This window comes from Oceanobacillus piezotolerans, assembly GCF_003665065.1.
In the GTDB taxonomy this organism is placed as follows: domain Bacteria; phylum Bacillota; class Bacilli; order Bacillales; family Amphibacillaceae; genus Oceanobacillus; species Oceanobacillus piezotolerans.
Window position 1 is genome coordinate 143,566 of sequence record NZ_RCHR01000001.1, and the last position, 24,384, is coordinate 167,949.

The 24,384-nt window shown below is 36.4% G+C and carries 25 protein-coding genes; 20 read left to right on the top strand and 5 right to left on the bottom strand.

What is annotated here, in order from left to right; genetic code table 11:
- Nucleotides 1-11 precede the first annotated feature (11 nt).
- Nucleotides 12-890: a hypothetical protein gene (locus tag D8M04_RS00735; RefSeq protein WP_121520418.1), complete on the top strand. Its 879-nt coding sequence runs from the start codon at nucleotides 12-14 to the stop codon at nucleotides 888-890.
- Between the two features lie 352 nt (nucleotides 891-1,242).
- Here the strand turns inward: D8M04_RS00735 and rpsD are convergent, their stop codons facing one another.
- Nucleotides 1,243-1,845 (bottom strand): 30S ribosomal protein S4, encoded by a 603-nt coding sequence (rpsD, locus tag D8M04_RS00740; RefSeq protein WP_121520420.1) that lies wholly within the window; start codon nucleotides 1,843-1,845, stop codon nucleotides 1,243-1,245.
- Nucleotides 1,846-2,348: 503 nt separating this feature from the next.
- On the opposite strand from rpsD, the gene D8M04_RS00745 reads away from it, so the two are divergent.
- Entirely contained in the window at nucleotides 2,349-4,154 is a 1,806-nt protein-coding gene (locus D8M04_RS00745; RefSeq protein WP_121520422.1) for a sensor domain-containing diguanylate cyclase, read from the top strand.
- 15 nt (nucleotides 4,155-4,169) lie between these two features.
- Here D8M04_RS00745 and D8M04_RS00750 read toward each other — a convergent pair whose 3' ends face one another.
- Nucleotides 4,170-4,655 carry a GAF domain-containing protein gene (locus D8M04_RS00750; protein WP_121520424.1) on the bottom strand — a complete coding sequence of 162 codons (486 nt, stop codon included), beginning with the start codon at nucleotides 4,653-4,655 and terminating at the stop codon, nucleotides 4,170-4,172.
- A 142-nt stretch (nucleotides 4,656-4,797) separates the two neighbouring features.
- Here D8M04_RS00750 and refZ point away from each other — a divergent pair, with 142 nt between their 5' ends.
- From refZ to D8M04_RS00775, 5 genes are all read left to right on the top strand, one after another.
- Nucleotides 4,798-5,430: a forespore capture DNA-binding protein RefZ gene (gene refZ / locus D8M04_RS00755; RefSeq protein ID WP_121520426.1), complete on the top strand. Its 633-nt coding sequence runs from the start codon at nucleotides 4,798-4,800 to the stop codon at nucleotides 5,428-5,430.
- Nucleotides 5,431-5,703: 273 nt separating this feature from the next.
- The gene (gene ezrA, locus D8M04_RS00760) at nucleotides 5,704-7,398 is read left to right on the top strand and encodes a septation ring formation regulator EzrA (RefSeq protein WP_121520428.1); all 1,695 of its coding nucleotides are present in this window, start codon (nucleotides 5,704-5,706) and stop codon (nucleotides 7,396-7,398) included.
- 126 nt (nucleotides 7,399-7,524) lie between these two features.
- On the top strand, nucleotides 7,525-8,664 hold the full coding sequence (locus D8M04_RS00765; protein WP_121520430.1) for a cysteine desulfurase family protein: 1,140 nt from the start codon (nucleotides 7,525-7,527) through the stop codon (nucleotides 8,662-8,664).
- Nucleotides 8,665-8,669: 5 nt separating this feature from the next.
- Nucleotides 8,670-9,872, top strand: coding sequence for a tRNA uracil 4-sulfurtransferase ThiI (thiI, locus tag D8M04_RS00770; RefSeq protein WP_121520432.1), 1,203 nt, complete (start codon nucleotides 8,670-8,672; stop codon nucleotides 9,870-9,872).
- A 133-nt stretch (nucleotides 9,873-10,005) separates the two neighbouring features.
- Nucleotides 10,006-10,209, top strand: coding sequence for an alpha/beta-type small acid-soluble spore protein (locus tag D8M04_RS00775; RefSeq protein ID WP_121520434.1), 204 nt, complete (start codon nucleotides 10,006-10,008; stop codon nucleotides 10,207-10,209).
- A 202-nt stretch (nucleotides 10,210-10,411) separates the two neighbouring features.
- On the opposite strand, the gene D8M04_RS00780 is transcribed toward D8M04_RS00775, so the two are convergent.
- Nucleotides 10,412-11,212, bottom strand: a complete 801-nt coding sequence (locus D8M04_RS00780; protein WP_121520436.1) for an NAD kinase — start codon at nucleotides 11,210-11,212, stop codon at nucleotides 10,412-10,414.
- Nucleotides 11,213-11,623: 411 nt separating this feature from the next.
- Between D8M04_RS00780 and D8M04_RS00785 the strand changes: the two genes are divergently transcribed.
- The 5 genes from D8M04_RS00785 to D8M04_RS00805 all read left to right on the top strand — a co-directional run bounded on the left by D8M04_RS00785 (nucleotide 11,624) and on the right by D8M04_RS00805 (nucleotide 15,642).
- Nucleotides 11,624-12,040 (top strand): DUF2953 domain-containing protein, encoded by a 417-nt coding sequence (locus tag D8M04_RS00785; RefSeq protein WP_158595068.1) that lies wholly within the window; start codon nucleotides 11,624-11,626, stop codon nucleotides 12,038-12,040.
- 42 nt (nucleotides 12,041-12,082) lie between these two features.
- Nucleotides 12,083-12,568 (top strand): GerW family sporulation protein, encoded by a 486-nt coding sequence (gene ytfJ, locus D8M04_RS00790; RefSeq protein WP_121520440.1) that lies wholly within the window; start codon nucleotides 12,083-12,085, stop codon nucleotides 12,566-12,568.
- Between the two features lie 182 nt (nucleotides 12,569-12,750).
- Nucleotides 12,751-13,251: a thiol peroxidase gene (gene tpx / locus D8M04_RS00795; protein ID WP_121521670.1), complete on the top strand. Its 501-nt coding sequence runs from the start codon at nucleotides 12,751-12,753 to the stop codon at nucleotides 13,249-13,251.
- A gap of 188 nt (nucleotides 13,252-13,439) precedes the next feature.
- Nucleotides 13,440-14,429, top strand: a complete 990-nt coding sequence (locus D8M04_RS00800) for a class I SAM-dependent methyltransferase (protein WP_121520442.1) — start codon at nucleotides 13,440-13,442, stop codon at nucleotides 14,427-14,429.
- 19 nt (nucleotides 14,430-14,448) lie between these two features.
- Nucleotides 14,449-15,642 (top strand): acetate kinase, encoded by a 1,194-nt coding sequence (locus D8M04_RS00805; protein WP_121520444.1) that lies wholly within the window; start codon nucleotides 14,449-14,451, stop codon nucleotides 15,640-15,642.
- A 497-nt stretch (nucleotides 15,643-16,139) separates the two neighbouring features.
- Here D8M04_RS00805 and D8M04_RS00810 read toward each other — a convergent pair whose 3' ends face one another.
- Nucleotides 16,140-16,568: a universal stress protein gene (locus tag D8M04_RS00810; protein WP_121520446.1), complete on the bottom strand. Its 429-nt coding sequence runs from the start codon at nucleotides 16,566-16,568 to the stop codon at nucleotides 16,140-16,142.
- Nucleotides 16,569-16,692: 124 nt separating this feature from the next.
- Here D8M04_RS00810 and D8M04_RS19955 point away from each other — a divergent pair, with 124 nt between their 5' ends.
- A complete protein-coding gene (locus D8M04_RS19955; protein WP_158595069.1) occupies nucleotides 16,693-16,869 on the top strand; it encodes a hypothetical protein in 177 nt (58 codons plus the stop codon).
- A 144-nt stretch (nucleotides 16,870-17,013) separates the two neighbouring features.
- Nucleotides 17,014-18,132: an alanine dehydrogenase gene (gene ald / locus D8M04_RS00815; protein WP_121520448.1), complete on the top strand. Its 1,119-nt coding sequence runs from the start codon at nucleotides 17,014-17,016 to the stop codon at nucleotides 18,130-18,132.
- A 75-nt stretch (nucleotides 18,133-18,207) separates the two neighbouring features.
- On the opposite strand, the gene D8M04_RS00820 is transcribed toward ald, so the two are convergent.
- Complete coding sequence (locus tag D8M04_RS00820) at nucleotides 18,208-19,302, bottom strand: M24 family metallopeptidase (protein WP_121520450.1); 1,095 nt, start codon at nucleotides 19,300-19,302, stop codon at nucleotides 18,208-18,210.
- A gap of 149 nt (nucleotides 19,303-19,451) precedes the next feature.
- On the opposite strand from D8M04_RS00820, the gene D8M04_RS00825 reads away from it, so the two are divergent.
- The 6 genes from D8M04_RS00825 to D8M04_RS00850 all read left to right on the top strand — a co-directional run bounded on the left by D8M04_RS00825 (nucleotide 19,452) and on the right by D8M04_RS00850 (nucleotide 24,281).
- The gene (locus D8M04_RS00825) at nucleotides 19,452-19,970 is read left to right on the top strand and encodes a DUF4178 domain-containing protein (protein WP_121521671.1); all 519 of its coding nucleotides are present in this window, start codon (nucleotides 19,452-19,454) and stop codon (nucleotides 19,968-19,970) included.
- Nucleotides 19,971-19,984: 14 nt separating this feature from the next.
- Entirely contained in the window at nucleotides 19,985-20,650 is a 666-nt protein-coding gene (locus tag D8M04_RS00830) for a PspA/IM30 family protein (RefSeq protein ID WP_121520452.1), read from the top strand.
- Between the two features lie 82 nt (nucleotides 20,651-20,732).
- Nucleotides 20,733-21,362: a DUF4247 domain-containing protein gene (locus D8M04_RS00835; RefSeq protein WP_246001083.1), complete on the top strand. Its 630-nt coding sequence runs from the start codon at nucleotides 20,733-20,735 to the stop codon at nucleotides 21,360-21,362.
- A 15-nt stretch (nucleotides 21,363-21,377) separates the two neighbouring features.
- A complete protein-coding gene (locus D8M04_RS00840) occupies nucleotides 21,378-21,773 on the top strand; it encodes a DUF350 domain-containing protein (protein ID WP_121520454.1) in 396 nt (131 codons plus the stop codon).
- A gap of 121 nt (nucleotides 21,774-21,894) precedes the next feature.
- Nucleotides 21,895-23,451 (top strand): polyamine aminopropyltransferase, encoded by a 1,557-nt coding sequence (locus D8M04_RS00845; protein WP_121520456.1) that lies wholly within the window; start codon nucleotides 21,895-21,897, stop codon nucleotides 23,449-23,451.
- A 149-nt stretch (nucleotides 23,452-23,600) separates the two neighbouring features.
- Nucleotides 23,601-24,281 (top strand): metal-dependent hydrolase, encoded by a 681-nt coding sequence (locus D8M04_RS00850; protein WP_121520458.1) that lies wholly within the window; start codon nucleotides 23,601-23,603, stop codon nucleotides 24,279-24,281.
- Nucleotides 24,282-24,384 lie beyond the last annotated feature (103 nt).

The window sequence follows — 24,384 nt, forward strand, 5'->3', positions numbered from 1 at the left end:
AGGGATTAAACATGGCGAAAAAAAATGCTAAAAAGCCGTTTTATAAAAAATGGTGGGTATGGCTTATTGCAATTATTATTGTTTTTGGAATAATTGGTACGGTAACTGATGATGGACAAGAATCAGAAGTGGTTGAACCAGCACAACAAACGGAACCAGATGCACAGGAAGAAAATCAAAGTGCCTATACAGCAGAAAATGTTTATACCTGGCTAAAAGAATCTAATCTTATTACAGAAGATGCTGAAGATAAAATGGATACATATGGTAATGAAGAAGGTATTGTGAATGCTATTGGAAATGGTGAGGTTCATATTTTAGAATATGAGGATGAAAGTTTTGTAGATGCATCATCTGAACCTACGACTTTAGCTCATGAAAATATCTGGATTTTGATTATACAAGGTCAATCTCAGTATGAAAGTTTTAAAGAAGTGTTAGAAGCTGGTAAACCTATTACTGATTTAGAAGAATCCTATGCTTCAGAAGAACAGAAAAAAGTAGCAGAATTAATGGAAAATGAAGTTGATTTCTTTGAAATAGTTGAAGCATATTATAATTTACCTAGTGACCAAAAATCTCAAACATGGGATGATTTTATGTACGGAAATACGGTTACTTGGTCTGGAACGATTGCAGATCTTGAAGCTATCGGAGATAGCATTGTTGTTTATAGTGGCGAAAATTATAATGGTGAAGATTGGAAAACCATTAGTATGGAAAAGAAAGATATGCTGCCTTATACGTTTATTGTGGAATTAAAAGATGAATCACAGAAAAATGATTTAAAACAAGGCGACACAGTAAAAATTAATGCATCCCTTGAATCTCGTGGTGATAAGGAGATGCAATCAAATTGGAAATTGTATGAGGGCGAAGTTATAAAATAATCCTGATCTTTTCAGGGTTATTTTTTTCTAGTATTTTTTATTTATATATATTTATTTATAAAAAATTAATTAATTTAATTATATTTAAGCGGAGATTGGGTCCTTATATATCAAGGGTTCTAGCATTTCATTGTATCTTTTTGTTCCCTCTATTGTATTTACTACCTAATATATCTTTAAGATAGCGTCTGACCCACGTTTTACTTTTTAAAATCCTCCCCCAAAAGTTCCCTCAATTAAGTAGGGGGAGAATACATTTATTTGGAAATATTAATACATAGAAAAACCCTAGAACACTTGTAATAACAAGGTTTCTAGGGTTTAAAATACTAGTCTTTATATAGACTATAACTTAACGAGAGTAGAACTCAACGATAAGAGCTTCGTTAATTTCTGCTGGAAGTTCAGAACGCTCTGGTAAACGAGTGTACGTACCTTCTAGTTTGTTTTCATCAAATGTTAGATATTCAGGCACGAAGTTGTTTACTTCGATTGCTTCTTTAATGATGTCAAGTTTTTGTGATTTTTCACGAACAGCAATTACTTGACCTGGTTTTACAGAGTAAGATGGAATATCAACACGTCCACCATCAACTGTGATATGACCATGGTTAACTAACTGACGAGCTTGTCTGCGAGTGCGAGCAAGTCCTAAGCGATAAACAAGGTTATCAAGGCGAGATTCAAGTAATACCATGAAGTTTTCACCATGAATACCTTTCATTTTACCAGCTTTGTTGAATAAGTTACGGAATTGACGTTCATTTAATCCGAACATGAAGCGAAGTTTTTGCTTCTCTTGCAATTGCATTCCGTATTCAGACATTTTTTTGCGTTGGTTTGGTCCATGTTGACCAGGAGCGTAAGGACGTTTATCTAATTCCTTACCAGTTCCAGTTAAAGAAATGCCAAGACGGCGTGATTTCTTCCATACTGATCCAGTATAACGTGACATAAGAGTATTTCTCCTTTATTTGTTTTATTTGCATAAAATAAAACGAGCGTGATACCAATCGCCTGCTCATTTTGTTTCCTGTACCATCGCTCTGGCAGCAGAGAGTTACACGATACACCTTGGTGGTTTTACCACTCGAAGGAACAAAATGATGACATACGTAGTTCACATAGGCTACCAATTATTTTACACAAAGACTAGTATATAATTAATAAGTGCTGCTGTCAATAACAATTCATCATTTATTTCATATCTAAGTTTATGAGAAGAGATTAAATGTCTCTTCATTCTTCTAATGGATAGCAGGTTTCTGTTTTTCTTTGAATCTATTTCAGGTAAGGGCACTACCACGATTAGTAGAAATCTCAAAGAATGAGTAGCGAGGGAGATGAGGAGATTTCCCTAAGTTAATCTTTTTAAGTAGGAATAACGAACTAATTACGATATAATAAAGCGTAGAAATGTATTTTATATGAAGGCTTTGTTAAATAGGGTGATAATAGATGGGAAATGTACAATCAATCATACAAACAGATAGTTTCAAATTGCTTACGAAGTACTTTAATCATTCATTAGGGAAGGATGAGCTTTATGATGAGGTAGTTAAACAATTGGCCATCCTTCTTCAAGCATCACACGTTAGATTATATGAATTTAATGTAAAAAGTCAAGAGTATAAGTTAATAAGTGGAACGGACATAGATGTCGGGGAAGTAAAGGACCTCATTCTGTCTAAGGATGAAGTAGAAACATTCTCTGTCATGCAAAATGAAGGCAGTCTAGTTAAATTACCTTTGGAAATCGGAACAGGGAAGAAAATGGGCTTGCTTATTGCAAGTGAAAAAAAACTTGAAAATGAACTACTGAATTCAACAATTAACATGGTGGAAATATTGTTCGATATCGTCGAGAAGATTTATACACTGCGTAAGAAGAATGAACAGCATCAATTTTTATATAAGCTTAGTACGGAACTATTCTCCCAGAATGAAAAAGAAAAGATCTTCGCATTTATATTAGAAGCTTTAGAAACTCTATATCCTGATATGGAATATTCCTTGTTTATGGCACAGTACAATGGAACAGATGCAACGCTGCCGATTAAATCGTTCAAGATAAGTGAAGCAGGTAACTTCTGTCTCTCAACAGAAGCGTTTATGACAGGTGAGTTTAAGATGGAAAATATAGATGAAGAAGGAAAAACATATATGTATGCCCCGCTTAGTGGTAAGCAAGGTACATACGGGGTGCTTCAAATGATAGTACCTATATCCAGATTTTTTTCAGAATTAGAGTTAACCTTTATTCAAAATTTTGCAGGCTTAGCAGGGAATGCAATTGAAAGAGTCAGTTTATATGAAAATTCCAACCATCAAATTTCTTCTTTAAGCTTAATTAATGAATTTGCCAAAAAACTAAATCAAAATTTGGAGCTATCCCAAATAACCACACTGGTTAAAAAAGAAATGTTGGACCTTTGCCAGCCAGATGAAATTGGTTTTGTATACTTTAATGAAAAGAAATTGACAGATGTGCTGATTCAAGAGGAAAGTACTGCCTATTTTAAAACTAGTAAAGGGATGCAGTTTGCCAAGAGCCTTTATGAGAAAATTTCAAATGAAGATGAGCCAATTTTCAGTGGTAAATATCAGAGTGATTTTTCACCATATCAATCCATCATGGCTATTCCGATGAATCACTCTAATTATAGTCATGGCGCTACCATCGTGATGCATAAGGAAATGTATTACTTTACCTTTGAAACCTTTAAATTAGCGGAAGCGCTAATACAACATGCTGCTTTGGCTATGACAAATGCGTTACTAAAGGATCACCTTCATAAAGCAGTAATAACAGATTACTTAACTGGTATTTATTCTCGTAATTATCTTGAAAAAAGTATCGATAAAGATATGAAGCACGGAAAGTATGGAGTATTGCTTCTATTCGATATTGATAACTTTAAGCGAGTAAATGACAATTATGGTCATCATATAGGGGATAAAGTAATTATTCAGGTAGCGCAAGTCATCCGTTCAATAGGGAGAGATTCAGACATTCCAGCTAGATGGGGTGGGGAAGAGTTAGCACTGTATATGCCAAATTGCTCAACGAAGGAAAGTTTACATGTTGCTGAGTTGATTCGAAGTCGAGTTTCAGAAGTGACAAAACCTCATGTAACTGTCTCCTGTGGAGTGTCAGCTTGGACGATAGAAGAAAATCCTTCTATTATAAATCTATTTCTGCGCACGGATAAAGCACTCTATGAAGCGAAGAGAACAGGGAAAAATCGTATAGTAAATAAATAGCAGCCGTCAGGGCTGCTATTTTGCTAAGGAATTCTCCAGAACACTTACAAACTTCTCTAGATATTCTTGATCTACATTATCGAAACGGTTCAATATTGGACTATCAATATCTAACACACCGTAAACCTCATTATGTATAATGATTGGTACAACAATTTCAGAATTACTGGCACTATCACAAGCAATATGCCCAGGAAATGCGTGAACATCAGGAACAAGCTGGGTTTTTCGTTCTTTTACCGCTGTACCGCAAACACCTTTGCCATATTGAATATGAACACAAGCTGGTAAACCTTGAAATGGGCCAAGTATTAATTCGTCATTTTTCCATAAATAGAAACCAACCCAGTTTACATTTTCTAAAAACTGATTTAATAGAGCTGAAGCATTGGATAGGATGGCGATGTGATCTGATTCACCCTCGTTCAATGCCGCTAGTTGCTTTACTACTAATTCATAATCTTTTGCCTTATTTCCTGAATATATTGATGTTTCAAACATAATTATCCTACCTCTCATTTCCATTATTTATAAAACATATGTCTTGTGCATGTTTCGACATGGCCTATATTATTTGTCGAGCAAAAGATAAAGGATAACAAAGCCGGATGTCGTATTTCATTAATTAAGGAGCTGATATAAATTGAAACAAAACCCATCGAAACAAAAAGTGATGAAGGCTGCATCTTCTTTGTTTTTCCTAAAAGGGTTCCATGGCACATCTGTAAGAGATATTGCACAAAAGGCCAATATGAATGTTTCTTCTATTAATTATTATTTTAAAAGTAAACAAGGTTTATTAGAATATACTGTTACAGCTTACTATGAAGCGTATTTAAAAGCTTTAGAAAAGACACTTAATGAGACAGAGACTCTAGCACCAATAGAAAGGTTGCATGCACTGATTTCAACTATTATACATTACAAGCAATCCAACTATCAACTGACTTGCTTTATTCAAAGGGAGTTGTCTTTGGACTCTGTATTTGTAAGGGAAATGGCTGTAACTTATTTAGCAAAAGAAAATTATATAATACGAGAAACGTTCTATAATGTACTGGAAGGCCGAGTGAAAATTGATTTTAAAAATTACTTGCTGATCCAATTAAAAGGAATGCTAGTCACACCATATATCCTGCATAATGATTGGAAAGATCAGGTGATAGGTGAGTATTCTCACCAATTATTTGTCAAACGGTATGTGAGAGTAATCCAACAATGGCTGGACTTTATTATATTGAACGGAATGCAAACAGAAAAAATGTTAGCACAGTAAATGGGATATTAGGTCTATGCTATAAGTCCTTATATTATATTTCAGCTAGATATTTGAAAGGCAGAAGACTTGTGGAGAGTGCATGGACAAAAAATTATAGCGAACTCTGAAATTATTTGTATAAATTTAGCCATAAATGGGAATTCCATGGTATCATAGTTATATAATTTTTATTATAGTTTTAGAAACTATTAAATGTTGTAATAAACTTATATAACTTTTTATGATAATAGAATTATCCTCTTGTTTGGAAATTGGTTGGGAGGCTTTTTTATGGCATACATCATTGGAATCATTCTAGTCATCATTGTATTATTAATCATTGGACTTATACTTAGAAAACGTATTTATGATCTTGTAGACAAGTATGAGAATTGGAAGTTGGATATTATGGGAAGAAATGTTGCTTCCCAGCTTAGCAGAATTAAAACCTTAAACCTGTCTGGTGAAACCCAAGAGCGGTTTGAAATGTGGAAAGGCCGTTGGGAAGATATTATTACAAAGGAACTTCCAGATATTGAAGAGCATCTTTTCGATGCGGAAGAGGCTGCAGATCGATTTCTAATCTCCAAAGCAAAGAAGATATTAAAAGAAGTAGAAACTATCTTACAATCCATTGAAAAAGATATCGAGCAAATACTAGCGGGTCTTGATGAATTATTGGATTCTGAAGAAACAAGCAGAAAAGAAGTGGAAGAGTTAGAACCAGGTATTAAATCTTTAAGAAAGCAGATCTCTCAAAATCGTTATCAATACGGGAAAGCAGAGCTCTATTTTGAAGAAGAGATTGATAAGTTAGAAGATGCATTAAAAAGCTACCATGAACTGGTCGGTGCTGGTAACTATATTGAAGCAAAGGAAGTTGTGTTAGGCATTAAGTATGACAGGGAAATTGTAGAAGAGCAGCTGAATACATTCCCATCTATATATAAAAAATGCCGCCATGATTTACCTGTTGTATTAGATAACCTTCTTTCAGGAATTAAGGAAATGAAGGAAGAAGGATACAGAGTGGAACATCTCGCATTTGAAAAAGAAATCAATAGTTATCAGAACCAACTTGTTGAATTAACAAAGCTATTGGATAAAGGTGAAATGGAGACAGCGGAGAAGTCATTAAGTGACATGGAAGAGCGAATTAACGAAATGTACCAATTATTGGAAAAGGAAGCTATTGCCAAAAATTACTTAGATTCGAAACTTCCTGTTTTCACGGAAAGCATTTCTTCCATAAGTAATAAGTATAATGTGATGAAAGAAGAAGTAGAAGCATTGAAAAAAGCTTACTTCTTTGAAGATAGCGACATGGAGAAGTACCTTTCACTCGGAAAAACAATTTCTTCATTGCAAGAACAACTAGAGGAAATTTTAGAGGAAAACAAAGAAGTTGGACATTCAGAACTTCGTGAAAGCATGGAAACCAATTTCCAAAAACTGGAAGAGCTAACGGAAGATCTTGAAGAATTCAAAGAAAGAATTCATAGCCTCCGAAAAGATGAATTGGAAGCCAGAGAGCAGCTTGACCATATGCGTAAACGGCTTTATCATATCAACAGAAAACTAAAGAAAAGTAATATTCCAGGTGTTCCAACTTTTATTTGGAATAGCATTGACCAAACAACCGAAAAGAATAATCAAGTGATTACTGCGTTAGAAGGTAAACCATTAGATATGTCCCTTGTCCAAAAGGCATTAACAGAGGCGAACTATGCATTAGAACAAACGGTTGAACAAACAGACATTATGCTTGACCAAGCTTACTTAACAGAACAAGTTATTCAATATGCGAACCGTTATCGCAGTAAATATCCATTATTAGCAGCAAAGCTCATAGAAGCAGAACGATTATTCCGTAATTATGAATATGAATTAGCTTTAGAAACAGCTGCGAAGGCAATAGAGGAAGTAGAGCCAGGTGCTCTTAAAAACATAGAAGAGGCACAAACAACAAATATAGTAGGTCAATGATGATGTTGTGTGTTGGAAGTTAATGATTATGGTATAATACTGAAGGCTGGCATTAGGGATGAAATCATTCTCAATGTCCAGCCTTCCGTTTTGTTATTAATTACAGAACAAGGAGTTATTTAGCTTATGATATATTTAGACAATAGTGCTACAACACGACCCGATGCATCTGTCTTGGATAGTTTTATGAAGGTATCTCAAGATTACTTTGCCAATCCATCCTCTATTCATCAATTCGGAGGTACTGCAGAAAAGCTTTTAAAGGCGGCAAAAAATCAGGCTGCTGAAATATTAAAAGTTGAAGCCGATGAGCTCATTTTTACTTCTGGAGGAACAGAGGGAAATAACCTAGCAATTAAAGGGATTGCGCTTGAACATCAGCATCGTGGAAAACATATTATTACAACTGAAATTGAGCACCCTTCTGTTTACGAAGCTTGTTATGGATTAGAAAGATTAGGTTTCGAGGTGACTTACTTACCAGTAGATAAACAAGGTGTCATCTCTTTGGATGAACTGCGAAATGCGATTCGGGAAGATACCATTCTTATTAGTGTGATGCATGTCAATAATGAGATTGGTTCCATTCAGCCTGTTGAAGAAATAGGGGAAATCGCTAAACAGTATCCTAAACTATTCTTCCATGTAGATGATGTACAAGGTTTAGGAAAGGTACCTTTGAAATTGAAGGATAGCGGAATTGATTTATGTACGTTTTCTGCTCATAAAATCCATGGTTTAAAAGGAACAGGGATGCTTTATATTAATAAACGTACAAAGCTCTTTCCTCTATTTCATGGTGGAAGTCAGGAGTTTTCAAATCGCTCCGGCACTGAAAATTTAGCGGGAAATGTAGCGATGGTGAAAGCATTAAGATTAATCAAAGAAAAAGAAAAGAACGAAGTAAATAAATTGTATGATTTACAACGATTTCTCCTTAATGAATTAAAAGAATTAGATAATGTATGGGTGAATACACCCGATGGTGCTGCACCGCATATTATTAATTTCTCTGTACAAGGTATTAAACCTGAAGTAATTATTCATATGTTAGGTGAACAAGATATATATATATCGACTAAATCAGCTTGTTCATCGAAACTAAAAGATGAAAGTAAAGTACTTGCCGCATGTGGATATGATACGAAACGGACCACATCAGCCCTCCGAATTAGTTTGTCATATGATAATACAGAGCAGGAATTAAAGATATTTATTACAGCACTAAAAAAAGCAATTAAACAATTTAAAGAAGCACTGGAGTAGATATTATGGAATTCGATCATATATTAATTCGCTATGGCGAAATGGCCTTAAAAGGAAAGAATATAAAAGTATTTATTAATCAATTGCACCATAATGTTCACCAAAAGGTAAAGGACTTTCCAAATGTTAAAGTAAAACGTACACAGGGCAGAATGTTTATCTTGCTTAATGGTACCGATCCTGAACCAGTAATGGAGAAATGCAGAAATATTTTCGGGATACACAGCTTAAGTTTGGCAATAAAGGTTGAAAATGATATTGATAAAATTAAGGAAGCAGCACTTTATGCATTACAGCAAGGAAAGAATATAAAAACGTTTAAAGTTTCTGTGAAACGAATCAATAAAGAGTTTCCTTTTAAATCACAAGAATTGAACCATATACTTGGCGGACATCTACTGGCAAACACGGAGGATATAACAGTGGATGTTCATCATCCTGATGTAGAGGTTAAGATAGAGATACGTCAGGAAGCGACATATATCACCTCTGGTGTCACACTAGGATTAGGCGGTTTACCTGTTGGTACCTCTGGCAAATCACTCCTATTACTTTCGGGAGGTATTGATTCTCCTGTTGCGGGTTATTTAGCAATGAAACGTGGCGTAGCGATAGAGGCCATTCATTTTCATTCTCCGCCATATACGAGTGATCGTGCAAAACAGAAAGTATTGGATTTAACAAAGCAGTTAACGAAATTTGGTAAATCGATCAATGTTCATATTGTACCTTTTACAAAACTACAGCAAGAGATTTTTCGGGAAATGCCTGAAGCGTATGCAATGACAATTATGCGAAGAATGATGTTTCGAATTGCGGAGGCCGTATGTGAGAAGGAAGAAATTCTATCCCTTACAACTGGAGAGAATCTTGGTCAGGTAGCAAGCCAAACAATGGAAAGTATGCACACCATTAATGAAGTTACCAATTATCCAGTTATTCGACCGTTAGTTACAATGGATAAGCTGGAAGTGATTGAGATATCTCAACAAATTGGAACTTATGAGACATCCATCTTGCCTTATGAGGATTGTTGCACTATTTTTGTACCTAAATCTCCAAAAACAAAGCCTAAAAGACATAAGGTAAACTTCTATGAATCCAAGCATGATTTCCATGCAACTTTGCAAGAAACATTAGAAGGTATTGAGACAATAAAGATAACAGAGAAAATGAAAACAGAGGATGCTTTCACTAATCTTTTATAGCTTTAAGTAGAGGATTATCACCATTCTATAAATTGGGAAGTTAAAGATAAATTAACAACAACTTCCAGTTCGTTTTCGTGTATGGTTTTCCTTCTTGGTGCGCAATCTATAGGTACCAAGGAGGTGAACAAACATGGCAAATAACAATAACTCAAATGAATTATTAGTTCCTGGTGTACAACAAGCACTAGATCAAATGAAATATGAGATTGCTCAAGAATTTGGTGTTCAACTTGGTGCTGATACAACATCTCGTGCAAACGGATCTGTTGGTGGTGAAATTACGAAACGTCTAGTTTCTATGGCTGAGCAGCAATTCGGTGGTTCACAATTCTAATTAAATAAAATTGGCATGGGCTATTCCTTTAGAGGAATAGCCTATCTTAATTTTAGTATGCGGTTTCAGGTTAGCTACCTGAGATTTCCGATTAGAAATTAGAGAGTTAAAAGAATTGTAAGTTGAGGATTCAACTGACAAACAGTAGCGGAAAAAGGGAAACCTCACTGAATAAAGTTTCACTTTATCCTGTGTCAGCGTTCTAGGACAGAAACATGCGTTTTACGCGATGCCAGCTTGTGTTATTTTTTAGTTTAACGGTCTTTATAACCGTTTCATCCATAGAAATTTCAATTTCTTGTATTTTTCTTATTGGAAATGCCTCATTATCAAAGCTGACAATTGGATGGTCGTTTCCGTCTTCTCGTTCAATAAATCTGACTACGTGATCTTTACTCAATATAAACGAAGACCCTAAAGTGCGATAGTTGTTATTGTTCATGGATGCAATTTCGGATACTTGGAAACAGGGGAGGAGGGGGTCGATCACTGCACCAGTTGTTGATTTATTATATCCTGTACTACCAGTGGGTGTTGAGACAACAATCCCATCCCCTCGAAAAGTTTCGAAATGCAAATCATCGATATAAACATCAATGACGATAGTCTTTACAATAGTCGAACGGACAGTTACTTCGTTTAAACAGTAATTGGAATTGCCGTTATTCACTTTTACTTTGATAACAGGAAAACGTCGTACCTCTAGTTCTTCATTTAATACTGTATGGAATAGTTCATCAAAATTGTCTAAGTTAAAGTCACAATAGTAGCTGGATGCTTCATTACTTATTATTCCAGCATAAATGGCATTCTGCCTAAAACCAGTCTCTCTAACTGCCTGCAGAAACATTCCATCTCCACCAACGCTTATAATGATTGTTGCTTTGCGATGATCATCTACTATTTGAAATCCATTTTCCTTAGCCAGGGCGAATACGGCTTGCAGTTTTTGCTCTGTATCTTCATCTTTCTGATAATAAAAATACATATTTTTTCGATCCATCCAGTTTAGCCTCCATTCTGTCCTTTTTTTCATCATAACATGTAAGCGTATTTTCTTCTAATTCCATCCTAGTTTGTACTAGTGAATAATACACTTTTTGCACTAAGTATTTTGCTGTAAAAAATAATCTTAACTTAAGAAACGGAATGTTGTTAAAGGAAGTGCAATGCGTTTTTAATTATAAATAAGACTATTTTTGGAAATTTGTAGCAAAATAGAAATAAGTATTCCTATGAAAGTATCCGAGGTGATGTCATGACACTAATACTTCTTCTGTTATTTGTATTGCTCCTATTATTTCTTTTGTTATTTATTCGGATATACATAACTGTAGATTATTCTTTTGAAAATCAATCTCATCAATTAGATTTCTCGATATCTTTATGGAGAATAAAAATAAGGAAGATAAACTTGCCGATCCAAACTCAGTCTAATATTGATATAGCTTCTTCCCTAGAAGATAAAGATAGTGAAACCTTTAATCTTAATTGGGATAATCTAACCCAAACAGTGAAAAAATATAACAAAATAATGAACACCATGACCAATGGAGTGAATTTGCATTCTCTTCATTGGTCTACAAGCCTTGGAACAGGCGAAGCGAGTTCAACTGGTATAGTGACCGGCTCTGTTTGGACTATGAAATCAAGTGTCATTGGTCTGCTTTGCAATAAATTGATTAACCAATGTCAACCATTTATAGCTGTAAATCCTAATTTCGGGCAGGAAGAATTCCAGACTAGGCTATCCTGCATGGTATCCATTAAATTGGGAAAAGCTATACGGACAATTCTAAAAGTAAGCCGGATTTCTCGTGAGAAAATCTAAGATTTGAGAAAAACAGGTATCTAAAATAGGGAGGACTTTATTGTGGAAGAGCATCCAATTCAAGGTCTAATGACAACTGCAATGGAAAATCTAAAAGATATGATTGAAGTAAACACTATAATAGGTGATCCAGTAGAGTCTCCAGATGGAAGTGTAATTATTCCAGTATCCAAGCTTGGATTTGGATTTGCTGCCGGTGGGAGTGAGTTCACTGGTTCAAGCGGTTCTGGTGGTGATTCTGGCCAATCCTTACCATTTGGTGGAGGAAGTGGTGGAGGGGTTTCTATCACTCCTATCGCATTCTTAATATTAGGAAAGAATGGCATTAAAATGGTTCATCTTGATCAACAAACACATCTTTATGAAAAAATGTTAAACAATGCTCCCCAAGTCGTAGAGAAAATACAACAGATACTAAGGGAAAATAACAATGGTAGGGAAGAAGGGGAGAAGAAAGAAGAAGAAAAAAAGCCATCAGCAAAAGACGATAAACGAGAGAAACCTGCACCATCTAGTTATGATATTTAAAGTGCAATCCGAAAGAACCTAATTCTAATATTTTTTTATCGCAGGTTAATTGACTGTAAGTCCTTTAACGAGATGAAAGAGAAAGGCAGCCCTCACAGAGTGAAGTTTCACTTTATTGGACATTACTCATTTATATCTTCATAATGTAGAAGAGGAAAGTATAAATGGGAGGGATTGTAGATATGGCAAATGTTACATTTGGACAAGAACCTGTTACATTGATAGGGAAAGAAGTTAAGGTAGGAGACAAAGCTCCTGATTTTACCGTATTGTCAAATAGCTTAAGTGAAGTAACGTTGGATGAATACAAAGGAAAAGTGAAATTAATCGCTGCTGTTCCTTCTGTAGATACCGGAGTTTGCTCAGATGAAACTAAACGTTTTAATGAGGAAGCGGGTAATTTGGACAATGTTCAAGTATTAACGATTAGTATGGACCTCCCTTTTGCACAAACTCGTTGGTGTGCAGCTGAAGGAGTTAAAAATCTTGATACATTATCCGACCACCGCGATGCATCATTTGGTGAAAACTATGGTGTTCTCATGAAAGAAAATCGACTACTTGCACGTGCGGTTTTTGTAGTTGATTCATCTGATACGGTTACGTATGTAGAATATGTACCAGAAGTTACTACACATCCGAATTACGAAGCGGCTATTCAGGCAGTAAAAGAAGCCAAATAATATAAAGGGGCTGTTTCCAGGTAGCCGGCTAATTTTTGTAGCCGTTACGGAACAGCCTCTTTTTATAAGAAAACAAGCCATTAATGTATTTTCTATAGAGCAAAATAACCTCCAAGTGTAAAAGTTACATATTTACGTAACTTTTGGTACAATGGTAAAGTTGTAGAAGGTACGAATGGAGGATTTTCATGGAAAAATCAAATGTTGAACATTTATTTGAATGGTTAGATCAGACAAGTGAGCTACTTGGTAAACACATCGATGAGCCGTACTTAGAAAGTTTAACAAATGCAATGGATGTTTTATTCTATCAGGATGTACCAAAAGATATGGATGATATTCTAACAAATAAATTAGAAAAAGCACTGAAAGACATAGATATTTCATCTTTTAAAACAGAAGAGATTCGAAAAGGTATTCAACTTGCGATTCTAAAGGGGATGAAGGATTCTACCCAACAGCAGCATCTAATGACACCTGAGACAGTGGCGTTAATTGTAGGATATCTTGCCGACAAGCTTACATCAGGTAAGGAAAAGATAAGAATCTTTGATCCAGCAAGTGGGACAGGCAATTTGATTACCACTGTATTAGAACGCTTAAAGCAAGATGTAGATGCATTTGCAAGTGAAGTAGATCCAACACTCATTCAGCTAGCTGTTTTAAATGCTAATTTACAAAGTAAGAAAATTGAATTTTTCCATCAAGATAGTTTGCGTCCGTTCCTTTTGGATCCGGTTGATTTAGTCGTTGCAGATTTACCTGTTGGATACTATCCGGATGATTTACGTGCAAGTGAATTTGAACTTCGTGCAGACGAAGGTCATTCGTATGCACATCACTTGTTTATCGAGCAGGGTTTGTATTACACCAAAGAAGCAGGATATGGAGTGTACATTATTCCTGAGTTCTTATTTGAAAGTGAGCAGGCTGGGAAACTAAACCAGTTCCTAAACAAGCATGCACATATTATTGGTGTTATTCGTTTACCTGAAAGTGCCTTTACATCAGAAAGAAACCAGAAAAGTATTCTTATCCTTCAGAAAAAAGGGGAGCAAACAAAAGGTGTTAAACAACCGTTGCTTGTGCAAATGCCGTCATTTAAAAATGCGAAAGCTATGTCGGATATCTTAGGACAAATGAACACTTGGTTTCAAGCAAATAAAAATAATTTATAGACCTTAGGAGTTGACATCAATGAGCAACAATGTATTAGCAATAAATGCAGGAAGTTCATCACTTAAATTTCAATTAATTAATATGCCAGAAGAACAAGTAGTAGCTAAAGGATTAGTAGAAAGAATTGGGATGGAAGATGCTGTTTTTTCAGTTGAAGTAAACGGTGAAAAAGAAAAAACAGTTGGCAGTATTCCAGATCATGCTGTAGCAGTTAAAAAGTTATTAGATTCTCTTATTTCAACTGGCGTTCTGAAATCCTTTGAGGAAATTGATGCAGTAGGACACCGTGTTGTTCATGGTGGAGAGTATTTTAATGATTCTGTATTAATTGATGACGAGGTTATAAGCAAAATAGAAGAAACTTCAGAATTAGCACCATTACATAATCCAGCAAACTTAACTGGGATTAGAGCGTTTAAAGAGATTCTGCCGAATGTTCCAATGGTAGCGGTATTTGACACTGCTTTCCACCAAACTATGCCAGCATCTTCTTACTTGTACAGCTTACCATTTGAATATTATAAGGATTATGGAATTCGTAAATATGGATTTCATGGAACTTCACACAAATATGTAACGGAGCGTGCGTCAGAATTAATAGGAGTACCCCTGGAAAATCTTCGTTTACTTTCCTGTCATATTGGAAACGGAGCAAGCATCACTGCTGTAGAGGGTGGAAAGTCAATTGATACTTCTATGGGCTTTACCCCACTAGCAGGAGTAACAATGGGAACACGTTCAGGAAATATTGACCCTGCCCTTATTCCGTATATCATGGAAAAAACTGGCAAGTCCGCTGAAGAAGTAGTAAATGTGTTAAATAAAGAAAGTGGAATGCTTGCTTTATCTGGTTTCTCAAGTGACTTGAGAGATATTCAAGCTGAAGCAGATACCAATGAGCGTGCACAGCTCGCATTAGATGTGTTTGCTGGAAGAATTCACAAATACATCGGATCTTATGCAGCGAAAATGTCTGGTGTTGATGCAATTATTTTCACAGCTGGTGTGGGGGAAAATAGTGCATTTATGCGTGAGAAGATTTTGCATGGTCTTGAATTTATGGGTGTTTACTGGGATCCTAAACGTAATAACGAGGCGGTAGGTAAAGAAACATTTATTAACTACCCGCATTCCCCAGTTAAAGTTATCGTGATTCCTACAAACGAAGAAGTCATGATTGCTAGAGATACAGTACGTTTATCATCCTTATAAGGATTTGAAAGAGAGTGGGTCATACACTCTCTTTTTTTCTTAGTATAGGAAATTATAAAATGAACGACCTGTGGATATTTCTTATCATTAAGAAACTTCCGGCTCCAGCGCCCAGCAACTAGCAGATCTTTTGGTGGGACGAGCATTGCGCAGTCCCAAACTTCACACTCCTCTACTAAGATAACGTTCAACTTAGTTGAACTTCCTTAATCAAGTCATAGGTTGCGCCGACTAAAACCGGCTTCCGCCAACGTCGGCGTACCCCATAAAGGAGCATGTTTCCTTTATCTCATTGCGGTAAGAGAAGTTCGACTAAGAGCGCCACATCACGTGGCACGTCGAACCACCCCACGTCCTGTGGGGCGCAGTTTGTACGTTGCTACGACGCACAGGACGTGCTAGTACAAACGCTTTTTGATGGGACGAGTAACCGCAGTCCCAGGCGTTGCGACCGGACGTCGCGTTTTTAGCCTGTAAGGGCGCTTCCGCCTTTGTTCTTAACGGACGACTAATACATCACAACTTGCATGTCTTGTTATGCTTTCAGAAACGCTGCCAATTAGAAAACGCTCTACCGCACTCATACCTGTTGCGCCGCAGATGATTAAGTCAGCATGAAAGTTATTTGCGATTGTTTTAGCAATTTTTAGTTTCGGGGATCCATATTCAATACAACGTATAATATCTGTTATACCTGCATCTCTCGCATTTACCATATAACTATGAAGCAGTTCATTTGCATATTCCTCAGCTCGCTCAGCTAAAGTTCGGTCATATGCTTCTGCTGTTGCAAAAGTACGGGAATCTACAACATGTGCAAGAATGAGCTGTGCATGATTCCTTTTCGCAATATCTAAAGATTTTGTGAATGCTTTCTCAGCAGCTTGAGAACCGTCAACAGCTACAACGATATTTTTATATTCCATGGTGATCTCCCCTTTCAATTTTATTATAAACCCTATATGAAAGCGCTTCAATAAAAATGGAAAAAAATAGTTACAACTTTGTTAAGTCGTAATGGACATACTATGATTAATGGAGGTGAAATCCTTGGAAAAACCAAATATAAAAGATAAGATCCCTAAAAGTCGGCTAAGACTTTCCGAAGATACAGACGGTATACAATCAGTAAGGAATCAGTTATTTGAAAGTTATCAAAGTGGAGTGGTGGACGATGAGCTGCACAATAATATAGGAATTCACCATTTTAATAACGCGAAAAAATAATAATGCATATGATGAATTCCTGTGCTCCTTATAAAAGCGGCACAGGAATTATCGTTTCTTGTGTTTTTTATTATGATATTTGTTACAATAGACTAGATAAGTGAAAATATTTCAGCAATATAAATATGAATGGAGGATTTACTTATGAGAATTGGTGTTCCTAAAGAGTTAAAGAGTAGTGAAAATCGAGTGGCCATAGCACCATCTGGAGTAATGACTCTAACAAATGCAGGACACGAAGTTTTTGTTGAGAAGGGTGCTGGACAGGGTTCCAGTTTTACAGATGAACAGTATGAACAAGCTGGAGCCAAAATTGTTTCTGCTGCTGAGGAAGCGTGGAAGCAAGAAATGGTAATGAAGGTAAAAGAACCACTTCCAGAAGAATATAAGTATTTTTATGAGGGTCAGATTTTATTTACATATTTGCATTTAGCAAACGAACCAGAATTAACAAAGGTTCTGTTAGAAAAAAAAGTAATTGGAATTGCTTACGAAACGGTACAGCTGCCAAACCGCTCTTTGCCTTTATTGACTCCCATGAGTGAAGTTGCAGGAAGGATGGCTACTCAAATAGGTGCGCAATTTTTAGAGCAACCTAAAAAAGGGAAAGGTATTCTATTATCAGGGATTCCAGGTGTGAAAAGAGGTAAAGTGACGATCATCGGTGGTGGAGTTGTAGGAACGAATGCAGCCAAGATTGCAGTAGGATTAGGTGCAGATGTGACAATCATTGATCTAAATCCTGAACGATTACGTCAATTAGATGATTTATTTGGATCATCCGTAAATACATTAATCTCCAATTACTCGAATATATATGATGCAGTAGTTGAATCTGATTTAGTTATTGGTTCTGTTTTAATTCCAGGTGCTAAAGCTCCTGTATTAGTCACAGAAGAAATGGTTAAAGAGATGGCAGATGGTTCAGTGATTGTAGACGTGGCAATTGATCAAGGTGGGAACTTTGAAACAAGTGATAGAATAACAACACATAACGATCCCGTATTTATCAAGCATGGTGTCGTTCATTATACAGTTGCCAATATGCCTGGAGCGGTACCACGCACATCTACGATTGGGTTAACGAATGTAACCGTACAATATGCACTGCAATTGGCCAATAAAGGATTTAAACAGGCCTGTCTGGACAACGAAGCGTTATTAAAAGGCATTAACACGTTGAATGGCTATGTGACTTCTAAAGGAGTAGCACAAGCGCATGATGTGGAGTTTAAGGATCCGTATTCTTTGTTGGGAAAATAGGATTAATAGGTTTGTTTCTCATAAATGGAAAGAAGGCATTCATTCAAGAGCTGAACGAGTGCCTTCTTTTCTAAATTAGACAATTATTAATTCTTTCGGGAAGCTGGTTAACACTTCTGGACCATCATTCGTTGTGAATATCATATCTTCAATACGAACTCCGCCTATTTCTGGAACATAGATACCAGGCTCAATTGTAAAGCACATACCCGGTTTGATGAGTAGTGGATTATTAGCATGCATGGACGGATATTCATGGGTTTCTATACCCAATCCATGTCCAATACGGTGAGGGAAATAGTCACTATATCCTGCTTTTGTAATAATCTCTCTTGAGACGGCATCAAGCTTACCGACCGGGGTATCTATTACCGACTGACTAATAGCAGCTTCCTCTGCTTGAAGAACAGTATGATAAATGTTCTTTTGTTTTTCAGTTAAGGTTTTAAGGCCTACCGTTCTTGTAATATCCGAACAATAGCCTTCATACACAACACCCAGGTCAAATAAAACGAAATCTCCTGCTCCAACCTTTTTATCAGATGGAGATCCATGCGGAGAGGCAGTTTTCTTTCCTGACAATGCCATGGTCGAGAAGGACATTTGCGTTACTCCTTGTTTTTTAAGTTCGTACTCAATCCGAGCAACGAGCTCTAGTTCTGTAATTCCATCATAAATAGCATTTACCGCAGTTTCAACTCCAAAGTCAGCAAGTCTTGCTGCTTCTTTTAGCAGTTTGTACTCACTTTTGGTTTTAATAACTCGTAAATTTGAGATCAATTCTTTAGCGTCAAATACTTCCACGTTCGGAAACGTCTTTTTAATTTCTTCATAACGATCTAAAGTTATGTGATCTTTTTCAATCGCAATGGAATGTATTATTTCATTATTTTTTCCTAAGTAAAGTTTAAGGAGTTCCCATGGATTTTCATGGTCATAATAACTAATGATTTCATAGTTCCAGCCACATTGCCTTGCATCCTGGACTTCCATTGCAGGAAGAAGCATGACAGGGTCCATGTAATGGGATACATAGACAGCAATTACGCGCTCATGTGGTTCTGTATAATAGTTACTTAAATAATAAAAATTGGCGGTAGATGTAATAAGCGCACCATCTATATTTTCTTTCTTTAGTACGTTTAACAATTCTGATATCCGACTTGCCACTTGAATCACCTCATTGATAGAATATAACTAGTATATCAAATGAATCTATGGTTACCATGATATTAAATTTTTTTCTTTTTTTATGAAACCTTTCTGTGTAATAGCCGTATTACTATTACACGGTGAATAAGTCAATGCGAGGTGAAGTTGTGGGGTTGTTTTCAAAGCTATTTTCCAAGAAAAAGCAAAGTGCACCAGCACCAAAAGAAAGAAATGCCTTAAATATTAAAGTGGGCGACATCATCACATATGATTTACGTGATTATGAAGTGGTTGGGAAAATCACCTACCGTGATGGAAGCTATGAATGGCTTAGCTATCAGTTATTAGAAGATGGCGGTCATAACACCATTTGGCTTGCAGCTGAGATGGATGATGAGCTGGAACTGGGCATCTATAAAAGAATTCAACTACCCGTCTCTACTCCTTATCCTAAGAAGCTCGTCCATGAAGGGAAAGCTTACTATTTAGAAGAAGAAGGAACAGCCAGGGTACTTGGAGAAGGAAGAAGTAAAAACCTGCAAGGAATGGAAACACATTATGGGGATTATGAGGATGACGAAGGAGAGAGCTTTCTCAGTTTAGAATCCTGGGGAACGGAAATTGAAGTAAGTATTGGTTATTCCATTGAGCCTTATGAATTAAAAATAATAGCAGGATCTATTTAAAGGAGGAAAATAATATGTTTCAATTTTTTAAACGTGTAAAAACTGTAGTAAGTTCTGAGTTAAATTCCATGCTGGATAAAGCTGAAGATCCAGTGAAATTATTAGACCAGTACATGCGTGATATGGCAGAGGATATTCGCGAAGTAGAAGCAGCAGTAGCGAAACAAATTGCAAATGAAAAAATGTTAAAACGTAAAGCGAACGATGCACTTGCGATGGTTCAAAAACGTCAAGAACAAGCAGAAAAAGCGGTTGAAGCAGGAAACGATGACTTAGCAAGACGCGCACTTCAGGATAAGAAAGATCATGATACAACAGCAATTGCTTTAAATGAATCTTGGGAAAGAGCAAAAGCTGACGCTGATATGCTTCGTGAGAAATTGGATGAAATGAAGAAAGAATATCAAGAAATGAGCCTAAAGAAAGATTCCTTGAAAGCTCGTGCAGAATCTGCGAAAACGAGAACGAAAATTAACCGTACGATGTCTTCTATCGGTGGCGATGAGTCGAAACGCGGCTTTGAGCGTATGGAAGAAAAAGTATTGCGCTACGAAGCAGAAGCAGAAACGTCAGAAGATTTGTCTCAAGCAAGCCGTACATTAGACGATGAATTTGAAGCACTTGAGAAAAACGACGTAGATGATGAACTTGCAGCATTAAAAGCAAAATTAGGAAAATAATATAAAGTAAGATGAAGAATGGAGCAGTCCATACTGCTCCATTTATGTTGAATAAGCCTGATAGAAGAAAGGGGGACCAGAGTTGCGTGGAAAAAGCTTTATCCTTTTCGCATTTATAAGTATTATTCTTGTATTATCAGCATGTTCTTCCCCTAACCTGAATAGTTCTGCAAGAGGAATGTCCAACGATGTATCAGTAACTAAAGATGATATTCCAAATGAACCTGATAAGGATACTACCCTGTCATCTATTTTGTCTAGTCCGAGTAATGATATAGATGATATTATTGAAGTGAATTTTCCACTGATTGATGTAGTGTCAGATAATAATGAAACTGCTGAAATATATGCGACAACTCAATTTAGTCTTTCAGAATTATCTGAAGCACTACAAGACGCGGTTTCACCGCAGGAGGTTAGTGAGGTAATTGAGAACCAGCAGATATTAATTTATCCAGAGAAATTTGTTACATTAGGATATAGTGAATCAGATGATGAGGTTCTTCTTATTGAGGTTGCTAGCGAAAATTATGCACGGGAAAATTATTCCCCAAGTTTTTTGCAAACCTATTTTGGTATAAGGTTATTAGATAGTATTTTTGGTAATAATTGGAGTTCTAATTACGATCGAGACTCCAGAGGCTCAACTAATACTACCCCATCTCGGGGGAACACCACATTTCGTGGTGGTGGACCAGGTTCAGGAAAATAGAGGAGGGTGATTAAAGTGGAAGCATTTATTGCAACGGTTGTATATTTCTTTATTTCCATTGTAATTCTATACATTGGCTTAGTAATCTTTGAAGTAATAACAACAAAGTATAAGGATTATGAGGAATTGAAAAATGGAAATGTTGCTGTAGCGTTATCCATTGCAGGTAAAGTAATCGGAATTAGTATTATTTTAGCTTTTTCGATTTATAACAGCACACATATTTATGATAGCATTATTTGGGGCGTAGTTGGGATTGTCTTACAGATGATTGCTTACTATATTATGGAGATTTTAACAAGAAGCTTTTCTGTGGAAGATCAGTTGAAGAACAACAATATTGCAGTAGGAATATTTTCTATGAGTGTATCCATTGGTTTAGGATTCGTTATCGGAGCATCGATTACATAACAACGGACAAAAAGTAGTTTAAACATAAGCGACCGAAAATGAAACCTTAGGATATTTTTAAACAATATTTGAATGGTCAGGCAACTGCTTGGCCTTATTTTATTTCTCGGAGTGTGTAGGAATGAACAATGAAGCAATAAGAAAATCGAATATCATTTATTGGTCGAGTGGAATTGTTTCCATCTGTGGGATTATTTTTGAAGTTTTATTTGGTGCATTAGGTTCATACATATTAGGGGATGGTGTAAAGCAGTATACACTGACCATTTCTTTGTTCTTAACTGGGATGGGAATTGGTGCCAGTCTTAGTGAAAGAGTAACAAAAAACCTCATCCTGTCCTTTGTTTGGATTGAATTTAGTGTTGGACTAATTGGGGGCTTTTCCAGCTTTTTCATGTTTGGCATTACAGCCATTGCTCCACCGGGGACTGACGCATTTTTCCTTTATTTTATTACGGTATTAATTGGGGCTCTGACGGGATTTGAACTACCTATTCTAATTCGTAAAGCCAATGAAATTGGAGTTACTTTAAACCGAAGTACTGCTAGAGTTCTATTTTCTGATTATGCCGGGGGCTTAATAGGTGGTTTGCTGTTTGTGTTTCTTCTACGTCCCCAATTCGGATTGGTGAAATCCGCTTTCGTGATTGGTTGTATTAATGTGATGGTCGCTCTTGTAGTTCTATGGCTGTTTCGTAAAGAAATTAACCATTTTGCTAAGCATACAGTCATTGGAGTCCTTCTTCTTCTTTCCTTAGTGATTGGGTTACTGTTTGGAGAGGAGGCTGCATTTAATTTTGAGCAAAAGCTGTATAAGGATCCAATCATGCATATGGAGGAAAGCAATTACCAAAAAATTATTTTAACGAGAGATGGTGGGGAAGAGGATGTAAGACTTTACTTGAATGGCTCTCTGCAATTCAGTTCAACAGACCAACATCGTTATCATGAAGTCCTTGTTCATCCTGCTATGTCGTTTGTGGAGCAACCAAGGAATGTTCTTATACTTGGTGGTGGGGATGGTATTGCGGCTAAGGAAGTACTGAAATATGAGCAAGTAGAGCAAATAACTTTAGTTGATTTAGACCCAGCTGTTGTTGACCTATCCAATACAAATCCACAAATACTTGAGTTAAATAAGGGTTCATTAGAACACGAGAAAGTAAAAATCGTTCATGAGGATGCCTTTGAATTTCTTGAAGAGTCGGATGGATTTTTTGATGTTATTATTGTAGATCTGCCAGATCCGAATGACGAAAGCTTGAACAAGCTCTACACATGGGAGTTTTATTCCTTATTAAGAAACCATCTTATTCCGGGTGGAGCAGCGATGATTCAGGCAACTAGTCCGGTATTTGCAACAGAAGTATATTGGACGATAAATGAAACTGTTCGCTCTACAGGATTAATTACAGAGAATTTCCATGTCGATGTCCCAAGTTTTGGCAATTGGGGGTTTGTAATGGCAAGTCGAGGGGAAATAAATATTGAAGGGCTTTCTATTGAAGTGCCAACCCAATTTTTAACTACCGAGCTGCTTCCTGGGTTAACAGAATTTGGGAAGGATGAAGATGCTCAGATTCAAGATAAAAATGGCAATGATATAAGCTTAAGACCGAATACATTAATCGATCCTCATCTTATTGGTATTTATGAAGATTCTTGGAAAAATTATTAAGGAATAAAGGAAATTCTTCTTTTATGTCGAAGCCATGTACTATAAGGAAACATGGCATTCATACATAAGAATGAATGCACTTTGGCAGGTCAATTCATTCGCTTACACATTTTTACCTGCTTATCGAATAGATAGAAAGGGGAAATAACATGAAAATATCATACCATGGACATTCAGTAGTAAAGGTGGAAACAGCCAATCATACCATCTTGTTCGACCCATTTATTAATGGAAATGTGGCCTGTGATTTGGATGCCAGCACTGTAAAGGCAGATGTGATTTTGCTGACACATGCACACAATGACCACGTAGGCGATACTGTCGAAATCGCAAAGCGTAATGATGCTTTAGTTGTCGCACCTAATGAGCTTGCAGACTATTTAGGGACAAAGGGTTCAAATGTTCATAACATGCATATTGGCGGAGCCCATGAATTTGACTTTGGAACAGTGAAATTAACGCAAGCATTCCATGGTTCTGCCTATACGGAAGAAGATGGAACAACGATTTATGGCGGAATGCCTGCTGGGATTCTATTAACAGTAGAAGGTAAAACCATTTATCATTTAGGTGATACAGCATTATTTACTGATTTGAAAATGTATGGAGAAATGAATGATATTGATATTGCTTTTATCCCAATTGGTGATAACTTCACGATGGGACCAGAGGATGCATTAGTTGCTGCGGATTGGGTGAATGCAAAGATTGTTGTACCAGTTCACTACAATACATTTCCGGTTATCGAGCAGGATCCTGAGGCATTTGCTAGTAGGGTAAGGACAGGTGAAGCAAGAGTACTGGAAGTGGGCGAAGAGATAGAATTTTAAATTATTGTAAAAGCGGGCTTAATCGGCTCGCTTTTTTTAGTGGTTAAAGCTAATATTAGGTAGAGTGAAAAATCTAGTAAAATAGACACGTGCTGAAAGTGTT